The 15,638-nt window shown below is 51.3% G+C and carries 12 protein-coding genes and 1 other annotated feature; of the genes, 10 read left to right on the top strand and 2 right to left on the bottom strand.

Annotation, left to right across the window (positions count from 1 at the left end; all coding sequences use genetic code 11):
• Positions 1-134 precede the first annotated feature (134 nt).
• From V2546_RS07850 to V2546_RS07840, 3 genes are all read left to right on the top strand, one after another.
• Entirely contained in the window at positions 135-1,271 is a 1,137-nt protein-coding gene (locus tag V2546_RS07850; RefSeq protein WP_118296809.1) for an acyl-CoA dehydrogenase family protein, read from the top strand.
• Positions 1,272-1,373: 102 nt separating this feature from the next.
• Positions 1,374-2,150, top strand: a complete 777-nt coding sequence (locus V2546_RS07845) for an electron transfer flavoprotein subunit beta/FixA family protein (RefSeq protein WP_118531704.1) — start codon at positions 1,374-1,376, stop codon at positions 2,148-2,150.
• A gap of 86 nt (positions 2,151-2,236) precedes the next feature.
• Positions 2,237-3,205 (top strand): electron transfer flavoprotein subunit alpha/FixB family protein, encoded by a 969-nt coding sequence (locus V2546_RS07840; protein ID WP_118320939.1) that lies wholly within the window; start codon positions 2,237-2,239, stop codon positions 3,203-3,205.
• Positions 3,206-3,440: 235 nt separating this feature from the next.
• Here the strand turns inward: V2546_RS07840 and V2546_RS07835 are convergent, their stop codons facing one another.
• Positions 3,441-6,134, bottom strand: coding sequence for a transglycosylase domain-containing protein (locus V2546_RS07835; protein ID WP_118531700.1), 2,694 nt, complete (start codon positions 6,132-6,134; stop codon positions 3,441-3,443).
• A gap of 197 nt (positions 6,135-6,331) precedes the next feature.
• Between V2546_RS07835 and V2546_RS07830 the strand changes: the two genes are divergently transcribed.
• The 4 genes from V2546_RS07830 to V2546_RS07815 all read left to right on the top strand — a co-directional run bounded on the left by V2546_RS07830 (position 6,332) and on the right by V2546_RS07815 (position 10,115).
• Complete coding sequence (locus V2546_RS07830) at positions 6,332-6,511, top strand: hypothetical protein (protein WP_215702813.1); 180 nt, start codon at positions 6,332-6,334, stop codon at positions 6,509-6,511.
• Positions 6,493-7,146: a YigZ family protein gene (locus tag V2546_RS07825; protein ID WP_118296801.1), complete on the top strand. Its 654-nt coding sequence runs from the start codon at positions 6,493-6,495 to the stop codon at positions 7,144-7,146. The genes V2546_RS07830 and V2546_RS07825 overlap by 19 nt, the downstream gene beginning before the upstream one ends.
• A 430-nt stretch (positions 7,147-7,576) precedes the next feature.
• Positions 7,577-9,418 carry a translational GTPase TypA gene (gene typA / locus V2546_RS07820; protein ID WP_118531696.1) on the top strand — a complete coding sequence of 614 codons (1,842 nt, stop codon included), beginning with the start codon at positions 7,577-7,579 and terminating at the stop codon, positions 9,416-9,418.
• A 220-nt stretch (positions 9,419-9,638) separates the two neighbouring features.
• Positions 9,639-10,115: a 2-thiouracil desulfurase family protein gene (locus V2546_RS07815; protein ID WP_329752001.1), complete on the top strand. Its 477-nt coding sequence runs from the start codon at positions 9,639-9,641 to the stop codon at positions 10,113-10,115.
• Between the two features lie 484 nt (positions 10,116-10,599).
• Here V2546_RS07815 and V2546_RS07810 read toward each other — a convergent pair whose 3' ends face one another.
• The gene (locus V2546_RS07810; protein WP_118531692.1) at positions 10,600-11,064 is read right to left on the bottom strand and encodes a methylglyoxal synthase; all 465 of its coding nucleotides are present in this window, start codon (positions 11,062-11,064) and stop codon (positions 10,600-10,602) included.
• A gap of 301 nt (positions 11,065-11,365) precedes the next feature.
• Positions 11,366-11,592, top strand: a binding site (T-box leader).
• Between the two features lie 68 nt (positions 11,593-11,660).
• On the opposite strand from V2546_RS07810, the gene pheS reads away from it, so the two are divergent.
• The 3 genes from pheS to secG all read left to right on the top strand — a co-directional run bounded on the left by pheS (position 11,661) and on the right by secG (position 15,595).
• Positions 11,661-12,683: a phenylalanine--tRNA ligase subunit alpha gene (gene pheS / locus V2546_RS07805; RefSeq protein ID WP_142412572.1), complete on the top strand. Its 1,023-nt coding sequence runs from the start codon at positions 11,661-11,663 to the stop codon at positions 12,681-12,683.
• A gap of 18 nt (positions 12,684-12,701) precedes the next feature.
• The gene (gene pheT, locus V2546_RS07800) at positions 12,702-15,116 is read left to right on the top strand and encodes a phenylalanine--tRNA ligase subunit beta (RefSeq protein ID WP_329752000.1); all 2,415 of its coding nucleotides are present in this window, start codon (positions 12,702-12,704) and stop codon (positions 15,114-15,116) included.
• A 245-nt stretch (positions 15,117-15,361) separates the two neighbouring features.
• Positions 15,362-15,595, top strand: a complete 234-nt coding sequence (secG, locus tag V2546_RS07795; RefSeq protein ID WP_118296789.1) for a preprotein translocase subunit SecG — start codon at positions 15,362-15,364, stop codon at positions 15,593-15,595.
• The last annotated feature ends 43 nt before the right edge of the window (positions 15,596-15,638 follow it).

Below are 15,638 nucleotides of genomic sequence, written 5' to 3'. Positions count from 1 at the left end.
TTATGATTCCCCCCGGCGGCAGCCGCTTTCCTCCCCATTTGGCAGCCGCCGTACACCATATTTGTCAAATAACTGCCGGCCGGTGTGCTCCCACGCACCGGTCAAACAAAAAGAGACACGAAAGGAAATCGATTATGGCATATTTAATTTCTGAAGAAGCGCAGGATCTCCTGCAGGATGTAAAAAATTTCTGTGACAAAGAAGTTGTTGAACAGTGCAAAGAATACGATGTTTCCGGCGAATGGCCGAAGGCAATTTATGAGAAAGCGATCGAGCAGGGATATCAGGCTCTCGAGGTTCCGGAAGAGTACGGCGGACCGGGACTTTCCCGTGTGGATGTAGCAGCACTCATCGAGCAGATGGCGATCGCAGATGCCGGATTTGCGACCACGATCTCTGCGAGCGGCCTTGGAATGAAGCCGGTTCTGATCGCAGGAAATGAAGAGCAGAAACAGCATGTCTGCGACCTCGTTCTCGACGGCGGTTTCGGTGCATTCTGCTTAACAGAGCCGGGTGCAGGTTCCGATGCCAGTGCAGGCAAGACGACCGCAGTCAAAGACGGCGATGAGTATGTATTAAACGGAAGAAAGTGCTTCATCACAAACGGCGGCGTCGCTTCCTTCTACTGTGTAACGGCGATGACAGATAAGTCCAAAGGCGTAAAGGGAATCTCCATGTTCCTGATCGATGCAGGGACTCCGGGTCTCTCCACCGGCCATGAGGAGAACAAGATGGGAATCCGTACTTCCAACACCTGCGATGTTGTTCTGGAAGACTGCAGGATCCCGGCAGCGAACCTCATCGGTGAGGAAGGAAAGGGCTTTGGCATCGCAATGAAGACGCTCGACCAGGCGCGTGCATGGATGGGCTGCGTGGCGACCGGTATTGCACAGAGAGGCATCAATGAGGCTGTCGCATACGGCAAAGAGAGGATCCAGTTCGGCAAACCGATCATCAAGAACCAGGCATTACAGTTTAAGGTAGCCGATATGGAGATCAAGACCGAGACTGCCCGTCAGATGGTCGCACATGCCCTGACAAAGATGGATATGGGACTTCCGTACAGCAAGGAATCCGCGATCGCGAAATGCTACGCATCCGACATTGCGATGGAAGTTGCTTCCGAGGCGATCCAGATGTTCGGCGGTTACGGCTACAGCAGAGAATACCCGGTCGAGAAGCTCTTAAGAGATGCGAAGATCTTCCAGATCTTTGAGGGCACCAACGAGGTACAGAGGATCGTTGTTGCAAATAATGTGATCGGGAAATAAATAATGAAATAAGGGAACTGTTCAGCAGGTCTGCGCACTTGCTGCGCTGACCGTAATACCTGTGAGGGGACTGAACAGCTGCGAATAAGTTTGGAGGATAACATGGAAATTTTAGTTTGTGTAAAACAGGTTCCGGACGATTCCGTAGAGATCGCTCTGGATCCGAAGACAGGCGCACCGGCGCTCGACGGTGTGACACCGGTCGTAAACGCATTTGATACATATGCACTGGAGATGGCAGTCCGCTTAAAAGAGGCAGCAGGAGGAGAGGTCACAGTTCTTTCTATCGGTGATGAGAGCGTTAAGAACTCTTTAAAGAACTGTCTGGCAGTCGGCGCTGACTATGCATATCTGGCAGCAGATGACGCATATCAGAATGCGGATCCGGAGGTCATCGCAAAAGAACTCCAGGCCGCAAAAGCAGAGATCGAGGAGAAGACAGGAAAGAAATTTGACATCGTATTCTGCGGCAAGGAGACTACAGACTTTGCATCCGGACAGGTTGGAACGATCCTCGCAAAGGAGCTTGACGTTCCGGTAACTGCTGACATCGTTGATATCACAGCCGGCGAGGGCAAAGTGACAGCAAAACAGGAGACTGAGGAAGGTTACCGCATGATCGAGTCCGTTCTTCCGTGCGTTGTGACCGTCAATAAGCCGGAGTATGACCCGCGCTATCCGACGATCAAGAGCAAGATGGCAGCGAGAAAGAAACCGATCGAGGAGCTCGCAGCGGCAGAAAAGGCAGAGGCTCAGGTAACGGTCCTCAAGGTCTATGAGCCGGCAAAGAGAGCTGCAGGAACAAAGATCAAGGTGGAAGATCCGGAGGAGGCAGTGCACCAGGCACTTGCCATGATGGATGAGGCAAAGGCGCTCTAAGACTGCCTGATTTGCCGGTCTGAATGCAGTTCATGGCAGAAATGTTCATGAACTGCAGCAATCTAGTCGTGGAAGGAAATGAAAAAATGAAATATACAGATGGAAAGAATATCATGGTCTGCGTCCAGAGCGCAGACGGCGCTGCGATCGGAGCTGCACTCGAGACAGTCAGCAAGGCAGCAGAGCTTGCGAAAGCAGCAGGAGAGGAAGTCCTCGCAGTCGTATTCGGGAAAGATACCGATACAAAGCCTGTGATCGCAGCAGGAGCGGCAAAAGTCCTCACAGCAGGAAGCAATGAGCTTCAGGCAGCAGAGAAAGCAGAGATCCTTACAAAGCTTGTGGAAAAATATCAGCCGAAGGCTCTCTACATGGCAGGAACACCGGAAGGAAAGATGATCGCTCCGGCAGTTGCGGCAGCGTTTGAGTCCGGCTGTGCGACGGATGTGACAGGGATCACTGCAGACGGTGTTTACACAACACTTTCCTACAACGGAAATGTATTAAACGACATGAAGATGGGAGAGAACCTTCCGCATATCGCGACTGTCCGTTCCGGATCCTTCGCAAAGAATCTGGATGAGAGCAGGAGCGGAGAGGTTGCAGATGAGGATGTGACAGCAGAGGATGTCCGCACAAAGGTCGTTGAGACTGTAAAGGAGATCGCTGAGAGCGTCAACCTCGAGGAAGCCCAGGTCATCGTATCCGGCGGAAGAGGAATGGGAAGCAAGGATAATTTTGCTCTTGTGGAACAGCTTGCAGAGGTACTTGGAGGCGTTGTAGGCGCTACAAGACCGGCGATCGAGGAGGGCTGGGTATCCAGAGCCCACCAGGTCGGACAGTCCGGCAAGATCGTCGCTCCGAAGCTCTACATCGCATGCGGAATCTCCGGTGCGACCCAGCACGTATCCGGTATGATCGGTTCCGGATATATCGTAGCGATCAATAAAGATGAGGACGCATCCATCTTTGATGTGGCCGATGTCGGAATTGTCGGAGATGTCACAAAGGTTCTTCCGGTGATGATCGAAGAGATGAAGAAGAGAAAAGCAGAATAAAGCGAGCGGATCACAGTCAGAATTTACAGAAAATGCCATGATGTAAATGAAAACACGCTTCGCGTAAATTAAGAAAAATCCCCCGGTATGGAAAGTGCCGGGGGATTTTTCTTAATGGAAAAGAGCTTACTTTTATGCAACGTCTCAGACTCTTTTTTGTATACAGGGAAACCGGATATATGCTCATAAAAATACGCCATGCAGGAATTTCTGTATGGCGTATTTCCTATGGATTTTATTCGTATCCGGGACCTCTCGGGATATATACCTGGTCAAGCGGCGATTTCGGCGCTGCCTTTGTGGTCTCGGGAACCGTTTCCTGCGTGGTCTCAGCCTGAGAGGAGCTGTTTTCATCAGACGTCTCATCGCTCGGGACTACAACGGAAGACGATCCGTGGATCGTGCAGGTTCCAGGTGAGCGGTACTTTGAATCATCCGTTCCGCCGGACTCACCTTCCGGGATCACCATGAAGGTTCTCGTGGTCTTTTCCGGACAGTATTCGGTCGCAAGACCGCCGGATTCACTGCAGACGGTCAGCTGGACGTGATGATCGCAGACCTCGGTGGGAACTGTCCCCTTTGCGAAATATTCCGTGTAGACGGCGCTTCCTCTCGGGTCATGATCGCAGACGCCTGGGATCGCGAGTTTTCCGGATTTCCGGCAGATCTGGGCGGTCGTGACGGAAGACGGAACCGGGAAACCGGTATCTGCAAGTCCTTCGTGGATTGTTGTCATGATCTTTTTCCAGATCTTCTTGTGGTAGGAAGTGCTGCTTCCGATCGCGGAGATCTTCTGGTTATCATCACATCCGGACCAGATTCCCGCCGTGTAATACGGGGTAAATCCGACGAACCAGATATCGTTGTTGCTCGTTGTCGTACCGGATTTACCGGCATTGGACATCCCCGGGATATTAGCCACCGCACTGGTGGAGTTTAAGCTGACTCCGGAGGAGGCGAACATGCGGCTGCTCTCCATCGACTGTGCCATCGCATCCGTGAGAAGGAATGCGGTGGAATCCTTGAGAACACGTTTTGTCTCCGGCTCATTCTCCAGAAGAACTTTTCCGCTGTGGTCCAGGATCTGGGTGAAGAAGACCGGCTTCGTGTAGATACCGCCGTTTGCGATCGCAGCGAACGCGTCCGTCAGCTCCAGGTTGGAAACACCTTTTGTAATACCGCCGAGAGCGGTAGAGGCGTTGTAATCGCTGTCCGTCAGGGAGGTGATCCCGAGGTTTCTCGCGTATTCCACGCCGAGCTGAGGTGTCACAGTCTCGATCATACAGCGCACGGCAACGATATTCATGGAGTAGACGATACCGTCACGGATCGTACTGTAGCCCATATAGCCTTTGCTGCTGTACCAGTTCCGGAATGTCTTTGTTCCCATCGTGTACGGAGCATCATAATAGACACTTCCGAGGGTAGCTCCGCATGTATCGATCGCCGGAGCGAAGGATGTGATGACCTTGAAAGTAGATCCAGGCTGGCGGAGCGTGTTTGTCGCACGGTTTAAGGAACGGCTGACTTCTTTCTGCCCGCGGCCGCCGCTCAGGGCTTTTACATAGCCGTTGGACTGGTCAATGAGGACGAAGGACGCCTGCGGCTGGAGTACGTAGTGTACGGATTCACCGAGAATCGTATCGCCTTCCTTTGTCATCGCCGTCCGGTATTTCTCGATCGCCTCATCCGCCTTTTCTTTCGAGGTGAACAGGCCGTCAAAGTTAGATTCTCCGAGATCCTTGCGGAAATATGTCTTTAAAGTCTCATCAGAATAGTTCGTTGTTGTCTGGTCTGCGTGCTGGATCGACAGCCGATAGTCGATCGAGTAGTAGACCACGTCATAGTTTTCAGGATTGCTGATCTCCGTATCCACAACGGACTGGATATCAGGATCCTGGGTGGTGTGGATCTCAAGACCGCCGGAGAAGAGGAGATTGTAGGCCTGTGTCTCCGTGTAGCCTTTTTTGTCCTGCAATGCTTTTAACACCTGGTCGATCAGCTCGTCGGTAAAGTAGGAGTACGGAGTCTGGGTCTCCTTTGTGACGATATCCACGTTTTTGATGCGGGAGTAAACGTCATCGGCGAGAGCCTCTTCCTGTTCGTCCTTCGTGATCTTTCCCTGCTCGTACATGTACTGGAGGATGACGCGGCGTTTTTCCTCGTTGCGCTTTCTTCCGTTTTCGGAGAGCGGGTTGAATCTCGACGGGTTCTGGGTGATACCGGCGATGACCGTTGCCTCTGAGAGCGTGAGCTCCGAGACGTCCTTGTCAAAGTAGCGGAGAGCCGCCGCCTTTACGCCCAGGGTGTTGTTTCCAAGGTTGATCGTGTTTAAATAGTTTTTGAGGATGATCTTTTTATCCATGATCTTCTCTAACTGGATCGCCAGATACTGCTCCTGGATCTTTCGCTCAAGCTTTTCTCCGAAGGTGTCCTCATTTCCGCCTTCAAAGATATTGTTTTTGATGAGCTGCTGGGTCAGGGTACTTCCGCCGCCGGCACTGGAGTCGCCGGTGATGATCCCGACGGCCGCACGGACCATCGAACGGACGTCAACGCCCTTGTGGGACCAGAACCTGGAATCCTCGATCGCAACGAAGGCGTCGATCAGGCACTGGGGAAGTTCCTCGTAGGATGCCTCAAGACGGTTCGCTCCGGATTTTACGAGCGTTTCCGTGAGGTTTCCCTTACTGTCATAGACCATGGTGGCATAACCGCTTGGTTCGATGCTCGCCACATCAATCTCCGGGGCCGCATCGATCACGCCCTTGAAGATCCCGTAGCCGAAGCTGATCCCAAGCACCGCCGCAAACAGGACAAGGATCAGGATGATCTTTGTGAGAAGAAGTACCAGATGTGAGGTAATCTTCTGAGCCCTGGAATTTGTTTTGCAGAGTGTCTTTTCCACCTCGTTTTTTCCATAATTCATTCAGGATGCCTCCTTTGTCATTCCCTAATTATAGCAAAGTTTCTTTCATTTATAAATAGTTATTGTGGAAAAGTTTGGTTTGTATTATGATATTTTTGACCGCAAAGTGGGGAAATATGAAGGAAAAATTACATTTTGTGGTCGGATTCGTCAAAAATATGACAAAAAGATAAATATCATGGGCGACTTTCCATGATGTGGAATTCAGAAACGACACTCAGCTATATACAGGGAACATAGAAAAATACACCGTTGGATTGGTTGCATTTGTACATTTCGGCGGAAATTTTCTGTCATATGCAAATGAAAACAGGAAGCAGGGAATGGCTGAGCTGACTTTTGAAAAAGGAGATAAGATATGGCTGCTGACAGCGTAAAAATTTTGTATAAAGGCGGAACGGCGGAGACTGAGGTGAAGAAATCCCGCTTTATCGCGAACTTAAAGCCGGTGGAGTCCGAGGAGGAGGCGACGGCATTTATCGCGGAGATGAAGAAGAAATACTGGGATGCCCGCCACAACTGCCAGGCGTTTACAATCGGGATGAACCACGAACTGACCAGGTGCAGCGATGACGGGGAGCCTGCCCAGACAGCGGGACGCCCGATGCTCGATGTGCTCCTCGGCGAGGATGTCCACAATGTCTGCGTTGTGGTGACCAGGTATTTCGGCGGAACACTGCTCGGGACCGGAGGACTTGTACGGGCTTATTCGGGTGCGGTGAAGGAAGGACTTGCGGCCTCCGAGATCGTGGAGAAGAAGCGCGCCTTTGAGATGAAAATCGTGACCGATTACACGGGAGTCGGAAAGATCCAGTATATTCTCGGGCAGGAAAACATGACGGTGCTCGACAGCGTGTATACAGATAAGGTGGAATTCTCCGTTCTCGTCCCGGTTGCTGCTTACGACGGTCTGGAAAAGAAGATCACGGAAGGAACGAGCGGCAGCGCGAAGATCGAAAAGGGCGACGAGGTGTGGTACGGCACACTTAATAAGGAAGTGATCCTTTTCTAGACCAGCCATCAGCACCAGGACATAAGAGGCTGAGGGCTGATTTCCCACGGAAATGGCAGAAGAGAAGATAGAGGGCGGCAATCTGTACGGTGTAGACTTTCGCGCTCGCATGCCGTAGGAGGCACACAGTCTGAACATAGGCAGACTTCGGCTTTTTAGCAGCCTGTTTTCTCAGGCGGAAACAGAGGCGCTCTCCAGAGAGTAAGAGATGTCTAACCGCAAATTGCTCAGAAATAAACACAAAGAATGGCGAATTCACCCCGAATTTTGGATGATTTTGTATTGCATTTTGATTTCATGAATGCTATAATTTTGAGTCGGTAACGCAAAAATCAGGAAATGTAACAGATACAAGATAAGATGACTGTGCAAAACGGGTCGGAAAATGATCGGTGTGCGGACAGTTATAGATGAAGAAAGAGGATTGATTATGAAGATCAAACGCGAAGATATCAGAAACATTGCGATCATCGCCCACGTTGACCACGGTAAAACGACCCTGGTAGACCAGTTATTAAAGCAGAGCGGCGTATTCCGCGCAAACCAGGAAGTAGAAGAGCGTGTCATGGACTCCAATGACATCGAGAGAGAGAGGGGAATCACTATCCTCTCCAAGAATACGGCTGTATTCTACAAAGGAGTAAAGATCAACATCATCGACACCCCAGGCCATGCGGACTTCGGCGGTGAGGTTGAGCGTGTCCTTAAGATGGTAGACGGTGTTGTTCTCGTTGTCGATGCATTTGAGGGACCGATGCCGCAGACAAAGTTCGTTCTCCAGAAGGCACTTGACCTTGACTTAAGAGTTATCGTCTGCATCAACAAGATCGACCGCCCGGAGGCAAGACCGGAGGCAGTCATCGATGAGACACTGGAGTTATTCATGGACCTCGATGCATCCGATGAGCAGCTCGACTGCCCGTTCGTATATGCGTCCGCCCGTGCAGGTTTTGCAAAGAAAGAATTAGATGATCCGGAAGTGGACATGAGTCCGTTATTCGAGACCATCATCGACTATATCCCGGAGCCGGAAGGTGATCCGGATGCTGAGACCCAGGTCCTGATCAGCACGATCGACTACAACGAGTTCGTTGGCCGTATCGGTATCGGTAAGATCGACAGCGGTTCCTTAAAGTTAAATCAGGACTGCGTGATCGTAAACCATCATGATCCGGACAAGATGAAGAAAGTAAAGATCGGTAAGCTCTATGTATTCGATGGCTTAAAGAGAGTTGAAGTACAGAGTGCGACGATCGGTGAGATCGTTGCGATCTCTGGTATCCCGGATATCCACATCGGTGATACCCTCTGCTCCCCGGAGAAGCCGGAGGCGATCCCGTTCCAGAAGATCTCCGAGCCGACGATCTCCATGAACTTCATGGTAAACGACAGCCCGCTCGCAGGTCAGGAAGGTAAGTTCATCACTTCCCGTCACCTCCGCGACCGTCTGTTCCGTGAGTTAAACACAGACGTCAGCCTTCGTGTCGAGGAGACAGAGTCCGCAGACTGCTTCAAGGTTTCCGGACGTGGTGAGCTCCATCTGTCCGTCCTGATCGAGAACATGCGCCGTGAGGGCTTTGAGTTCGCTGTCAGCAAGGCAGAGGTTATCTACAAATACGATGAGAGAAACAGAAAGTTAGAGCCGATGGAGCTTGCTTATGTGGATGTTCCGGATGAGTTTACCGGAGCTGTCATCCAGAAGCTCACGAGCAGAAAGGGCGAACTTCAGGGAATGAGCCCGACAAACGGCGGCTACACAAGACTTGAGTTCTCCATCCCGTCCAGAGGTCTCATCGGTTACCGCGGTGAGTTTATGACAGATACAAAGGGTAACGGTATCTTAAATACAAGCTTTGACGGATACGCTCCGTTCAAGGGTGAGTTAAGCTACAGAAAGACGGGTTCCCTGATCGCATTCGAGGCTGGTGAGTCCATCACTTACGGTCTGTTCAACGCTCAGGAGAGAGGTACTCTGTTCATCGGACCTGGTGTAAAGGTTTACTCCGGTATGGTCGTCGGACAGAGCCCGAAGGCAGAGGATATCGAGATCAACGTCTGCAAGACAAAGAAGCTGACAAATACACGTTCCTCCAGCGCGGACGAGGCATTAAAGCTTGTTCCGCCGAAGATCATGAGCCTGGAGCAGTGCTTAGACTTCATCGATACCGACGAGCTTCTTGAGATCACACCGACGAGTCTTCGTATCAGAAAGAAGATCCTCGATCCGACTCTCAGAAAGAGAGCAATGATCAGCAAGAAGAGCCAGATGTAATCTGATCCGGAACGAATTGAGATACAAGTGAAGAGGGGATTGCGAAGACGCAGCGTGATCTCTGAAAATAGAAAGAGAAAGCAGGATCGCTTCCGCAGGTTGATTTGTGGGGCGGTCCTGCTTTTTTCGAACAGATGGCCTGCATTGGCAGATGATCGAGCGAGCGTGAAAGAGCTGGATTTGCGGTTTGCGCGAGCTGGTCTATGAAAGAGGGAGAATTATGATACATATTCTTATCAGTGCCTGTCTCATCGGTGAGAACTGCAAGTGGGATGGGACGAACAATCGGAATCAGGGTGTGCTTGAGTTTATGAAAAAGATGGAGGGAAAGGCCGAGTTCCATCCGGTCTGTCCGGAACAGCTGGGCGGTCTTCCGACTCCGCGTGCGGCTTCCGAGATCCATATGCCGGATGAGGCGGTGATCAATACGGAGGGCGAGGATGTGACGGGAGAGTTTCTTCTCGGTGCGGATGCGGCATTGCAGACAGCGAAGAAGTATGGATGTGAGATCGCGATCCTGAAGGATAGAAGTCCGTCCTGCGGATCGAATGGGGTTTATGATGGGAGTTTTTCGCATAAGCTGCGTGAGGGAATGGGGAAGACGGCGGCGGTGTTGGCCGGGTATGGATTGAAGGTGTATGGGGAGAGCCAGATGGAGGAGCTGGTGGATCTTCTGGATAAAGGTATGAAGGAATGATGTGATTGGCGAGAGGGACGCGGTGAGCTTCCGGGCAGGGGCGCTGGGGATGCGGGGAGGGTTCCTCCAGGCCTGCGTGAGACTGCTAAGGGCGGACGAGTGGAGGTAGCCAGCGCCTTTTATATAGGAATTTTCTGAACTGAAAATTCCGTATGATACAGTAGCGGTCGCGGATTTTGCCGATTCGGAATGCGAAGCATCGGCAAAATCCTGTCACAGTGCGCAGGCAGGAAGGCCTGCGTACTGTGACACAACTCGCTGCGCTCAGACAAGTGTTCCCTGCTCTCCAACGCAGTCACCCGCGGGCCAAGAGGAACCCTCCCCGCATCCCCAGCTCCCCTGCCCGGAAGCTCACCGCTGTTGGTTGGCGTGAGATGATAAATGCAGAGGGTTCGAAAGGCATGGAAACGTTGTGAACGTGTTTCCATGCCTTTCTAGGTTTTGTAGAATTTAGTTTGCATCGATTGGTTTTACATTTTGAGTTCTACAGTTTGCTTGCCCGCTCCTTGATGTTCTGGTGGAAGTTGATGATCTGGTGATCATATTCTTCGTTCATGAGTGGGGAGGTGATCATGAAGTCGGCGGTCGCGCGGTTGTTGGCGATCGGGATATCGTAGACCTGGGCGATGCGGAGGAGAGCTTTTACGTCCGGGTCATGTGGCTGGGCTGTGAGGGGATCGGAGAAGAATACGACGAAATCGATGCGTCCTTCGACGATTTTTGCGCCGATCTGCTGGTCTCCTCCGAGAGGACCGCTGTTGTAGCCTTTGACCGGGAGACCGGTGGCTTCGGTGATCATTCTGGCGGTTGTTCCTGTGCCGCAGAGAAAGTGTCCCTTTAAGATTTCTTTGTTTGCTTCGCACCAGTCGATCATTTCATGCTTTTTGCTGTCATGGGCGATCAGGGCGATGTTTTTTTGTTTTCCGATGGTTAATGTCAGAAAATCCATAGGAATCCTCCTTTTCTTGAGGTTGTTTTTCGTTTGTTTTGCGGGCAGATCATATATAAATTCCATGGAATGGAATATTAACAGATTATTCCTGCCTATAAACTGATGATGCCATAAATGGCTGGATGTGTCAAGAAAGTGAGAGAAAATTTCGCTGAAATTTTACACTTATTATGCGGGGACAGTGTCTGTTAGAAGGTTTGGGCGGGAAACTGCGTTGCGTGCAGCTTTGGTGCTGATTTTGCCTCTGCCCCGGTGAGACTTGACAAACCAGTGGGAATGTGCTACCATCGGACATGTGTGAAACGCAATGATAGAGACAGTACAGGAGAGTTCCGGTATGACAGAGAGAAGGTTCACCGGCTGAAAGACCTTCCGAAGGAAACTTTTGTAAATTCACTCTTGAGCAGCCTGTGCGAAAGGGATCTAAGTAGTGCAGGACGGGAAGTCCCGTTACAGACGTTTGAGTGCCGCATGAATGCATGCGGAATCTGGGTGGTACCACGGAGAGTCAGCTTCGTCCCATGGCGGGACGGAGTTTTTTTTGTCCTCGCACTGATAGAATGTAAAACCATACCGAAAGAATGAGGTGGACTATGGAAGAGAAGATCAAAGCACTGAAGGAGCAGATGGAAGCCGCTCTCGGCAGTGTACAGTCCAAGGAACAGCTTGGTGAGTTCTGGCAGAGCTTCCTTGGCAAGAAAGGCAGCATCGCAGACCTGATGAAGGGTCTTGGAAGTGTTCCGAAGGAGGAGCGCCCGAACGTCGGAAAGACGATCAATGAATTTAAGAACCAGGTAGAAGCCCGCTACCAGGAAATGAAGAATAAGATGGATGAGCTGGAGCTCGCAGCCCGCAATAAGAGCGAGCAGGTCGATATCACGATGCCTGCAAAGATGCGTCCGGCCGGAGGTCTCCATCCGCTTACCGTAACAGAGAATGAGATGATCGATGTTTTCGCAGGAATGGGCTTCGAGATCTTCGACGGTCCGGAGATCGAGGATGACGACCACAACTTCACAAGATTAAACGTTGCGAAGAATCATCCGGCGAGAGATATGCAGGATACGTTCTATGTAGCGGAAGATATCTTACTCCGTACCCATACAAGCCCGGGACAGATCCGTGTGATGGATGCGAAGAAGCCGCCGATCAAGATGCTGGCACCGGGACGTGTATTCCGTTCCGACAGTGATGCGACTCACTCCCCGATGTTCCACCAGATGGAAGGCCTTGTTGTCGATAAGAAGATCACGCTCTGCGACCTTCAGGGTATGCTCGACAAGTTTGTACAGGCGATCTTCGGCAGCAACGTAAAGACACGTCTCCGCCCGAGCTATTTCCCGTTCACGGAGCCGAGCGTTGAGGTCGATGTCAGCTGCTTCGAGTGCGGCGGAAAAGGCTGCCCGCTCTGCAAGCACACCGGCTGGATCGAGGTATTAGGCGGCGGTATCGTACACCACAAGGTTCTTGAGAACTGCGGCATCGACCCGAATGAGTATTCCGGTCTCGCTTTTGGTATCGGTATCGAGCGTATCGCCATGTTAAAATACGGTATTAACAACATCAACCTGCTTTATGAGAATGATCTTCGTTTCCTGAAGCAGTTCAAAGGCTAATAAGGGAGGGAGAAGATCATGAAAGTACCATTTAGTTGGCTGAAAGAATATGTTGACATTGATGTCACTGCCCAGGAGCTGGAAGACAAGCTCTTTGGCTGTGGATTTGAGGTAGAGGAACTGATCGATCTCTCCGCTGAGATCGACCGTGTCGTTGTCGGCGTCGTAAAGGAATGCGAGCCAATCGAGGGAACACACCTCTTCAAGTGTAAAGTAGACTGCGGCGAGTATGGAAATGATATCCAGATCCTCACAGGTGCTCCGAACGTCTACGCAGGCATGCACACACCGGCGGCTCTTGATAATTCCACACTGCCGGGCGGCATCAAGATCAAGGCAAAACCGATGCGCGGCATCGAGTCAAACGGTATGCTCTGCTCCGGTGAAGAGCTCGGCTTAAACGATGACCTGTATCCGGGCGCTGAGGTTTACGGTCTCCTGGATCTTCCGAAGGACACCGTTCCGGGAACTGATATCGCAAAGGTTGTTGGTCTCGACGACTACATCTTCGATATCTCCGTAACGGCAAACCGTGCAGACTGCCAGTCTGTTCTCGGTATTGCGAGAGAAGTTGCAGCAGTTCTTGATAAACCGCTGAAAATGCCGGCTCTCGACTACAAACAGAGCGATTATAAATATGAAAATCTTGATATTAAAGTAGAGGCACAGGATCTCTGCCCGCGCTACTTAGGACATGGCGTGAGAAACATCACTCCGGGCCAGTCCCCGAGATGGATGCGCCGTCATCTGGCTCTCTGCGGTCTCAGAAGCATCAGCAACGTGGTCGATATCACGAACTACGTAATGCTCGAGATCGGTCAGCCGATGCATGCATTCGATATGAGCACATTGGAGAGCTCCCAGATCATCGTCCGCCGTGCAAAGCAGGATGAGATGATCCAGACACTTGACGGCAAGGAATTCAAGTTAAACGAGAATAACCTTGTGATCTGCGACGGAAGCAAGCCGGTTGCTCTTGCGGGTATCATGGGCGGAATGAACAGTGAGATCACAGAGAATACGACACAGCTTCTCTTTGAATCCGCAAAGTTCATGCGCGACAACATCCGTAAAACTGCGAGAAGTCTCGGACAGAACACAGACGCATCCAGCCACTACGAGAAAGGTATCGCGGAGTACACCGTTGAGATCGGTATGGCGCGTGCCCTTCACCTGATCGAGGAACTCGGCTGCGGCGAGATCACAGCGAGCGCATTCGATGTGGATGCGGGAGCACCGAAGGAAGGAAAGAAATTTACCGCAACGTTGAGCGGCATCAACAAGATCCTCGGCATCGAGGTCCCGGCAGAGAATGTTCTCGATATTCTCCGCAGACTCAGCTTCGAGGTTGAGCGCGACGGCGATGTCATGACTGTCACAGCACCTCGCTACAGAGAGGATATCGAGGTTGGCGAGCCGGATCTTGCGGAGGAAGTCATCCGTGAGTACGGTTATGACCACATCGTTCCGACCTTCTTAAAGGATTCCGCAGTCACAAACGGCGGATTAAACCCGGCACAGAAGAGAAGAACAAAATTAAAACAGGTGATGGTATCCCAGGGTTACTTCGAGGTATCCACGCTGGCATTCTATTCCGACGCTGACCTTGACGCGCTTCATATCGCTGAGGACGCGAAGGAGCGCAATGTGATCCGCCTGTTAAACCCGATCACGACAAACCTTTCCATCATGCGCACCACACTGGCTCCGTCCATGTTAAATACAGTCGTTGAGAACGTGAAGAAAGGCAACACAGCCGGACGTTTCTTCGAGTATGCAAACGTATACTATCCGAAGGCACTTCCGCTCACAGAGCTCCCGAACGAGATCCCGCATGTCGGCTTCGCGGCATTCGGCGAGCAGGAAGATTTCTTCACTGTAAAGGGAACGATGGAAGAGCTTGCAGCTTCCTTCGGTGTAAGCTTTGAGTATGAGAGAGCGGAGGATGTTCCGTATCTCCATCCGGGAATCTCCGCGTATGTCCTCTGCGACGGCGAGCGCGTTGGTTCCTTCGGTAAGCTGGCAAACAGCGTTGCCGGTGAGTTAAAGCTTCCGAAAGACAGCAAGGCGAACAACCAGATCTACATCGGTGAGATCGACTTCGCAGCACTTTCTGCCCATATGCCGGAAGGTCTGCGCTACAAACCGATCTCCGAGTACGATACCGTGACCCGTGACCTCGCGATGGTCGTTGACGAGGAGACAAGCTGCGGCAGCCTGATCGATGAGATCAAGAAGGCTTGCAAGCAGGTCGGAGATGTTGAACTCTTCGATATCTACCGCGGTGACCAGATCGGCAAGGGCAAGAAGAGCATGGCATTCAAGATCTCCTTCATCCCGGAGGACAAGGCACTTGATCCGACGGACGTCGAGCGCTTTGTAAAGAAGATCCTCGGAAACCTGAAGTTCCGTCTCGGTGCGGATATCCGATAAGTGACATAATACAGAACGGTCATTCCTGTGGGAGAAATCCTGCGGCGGATGGCCGTTTTTTGACCCCTAAGTCACGATCAGCGAATGATGTGCACTTGCAAGACGAGTGAGATTGATGCAAGCAGCCGCGCGCGGCACACTCCTTTATATGCCGGAAAATCAGTTCCGGCCCGGAAAATACGAGGATTGACAGCCATCCTATTTTATGTTATGATGACTTTAATTGTGGACAGGAGGTGTAGTCGGTGATTAGAATTATTCTGACGATTGTATTCGTTATCTTATGTATTGCAATGACAGTGATCGTGTTAATGCAGGAAGGAAAGACTTCCGGACTTGGTGCGATCAGCGGTGTGGCTGAGAGCTACTGGGGAAAAAATAAAGGTCGTTCTATGGAAGGCAACCTTGAGAAATTTACAAAAATTGCGGCAGTCCTGATTTTTGTACTTGCCCTGGTATTAAATTTAAAGGTAATCTAATTCTAAGATGACGAACACTCCTGCAGCGATCATTCCCGTGCAG

Source organism: Clostridium sp. CM74B_53 (assembly GCF_036318045.1).
Taxonomy (GTDB): domain Bacteria; phylum Bacillota; class Clostridia; order Lachnospirales; family Lachnospiraceae; genus Pilosibacter.
Note: the sequence above shows the minus strand (reverse complement) of the source record. Positions and strands in the feature narration are given on the sequence as shown.

Coding starts and splice junctions, on each gene's coding strand:
- V2546_RS07850 (WP_118296809.1), top strand. CDS start 135: ATGGCATATTTAATTTCTGAAGAAGCGCAGGATCTCCTGCAGGATGTA.
- V2546_RS07845 (WP_118531704.1), top strand. CDS start 1,374: ATGGAAATTTTAGTTTGTGTAAAACAGGTTCCGGACGATTCCGTAGAG.
- V2546_RS07840 (WP_118320939.1), top strand. CDS start 2,237: ATGAAATATACAGATGGAAAGAATATCATGGTCTGCGTCCAGAGCGCA.
- V2546_RS07835 (WP_118531700.1), bottom strand. CDS start 6,134: ATGAATTATGGAAAAAACGAGGTGGAAAAGACACTCTGCAAAACAAAT.
- V2546_RS07825 (WP_118296801.1), top strand. CDS start 6,493: ATGGCTGCTGACAGCGTAAAAATTTTGTATAAAGGCGGAACGGCGGAG.
- typA (WP_118531696.1), top strand. CDS start 7,577: ATGAAGATCAAACGCGAAGATATCAGAAACATTGCGATCATCGCCCAC.
- V2546_RS07815 (WP_329752001.1), top strand. CDS start 9,639: ATGATACATATTCTTATCAGTGCCTGTCTCATCGGTGAGAACTGCAAG.
- V2546_RS07810 (WP_118531692.1), bottom strand. CDS start 11,064: ATGGATTTTCTGACATTAACCATCGGAAAACAAAAAAACATCGCCCTG.
- pheS (WP_142412572.1), top strand. CDS start 11,661: ATGGAAGAGAAGATCAAAGCACTGAAGGAGCAGATGGAAGCCGCTCTC.
- pheT (WP_329752000.1), top strand. CDS start 12,702: ATGAAAGTACCATTTAGTTGGCTGAAAGAATATGTTGACATTGATGTC.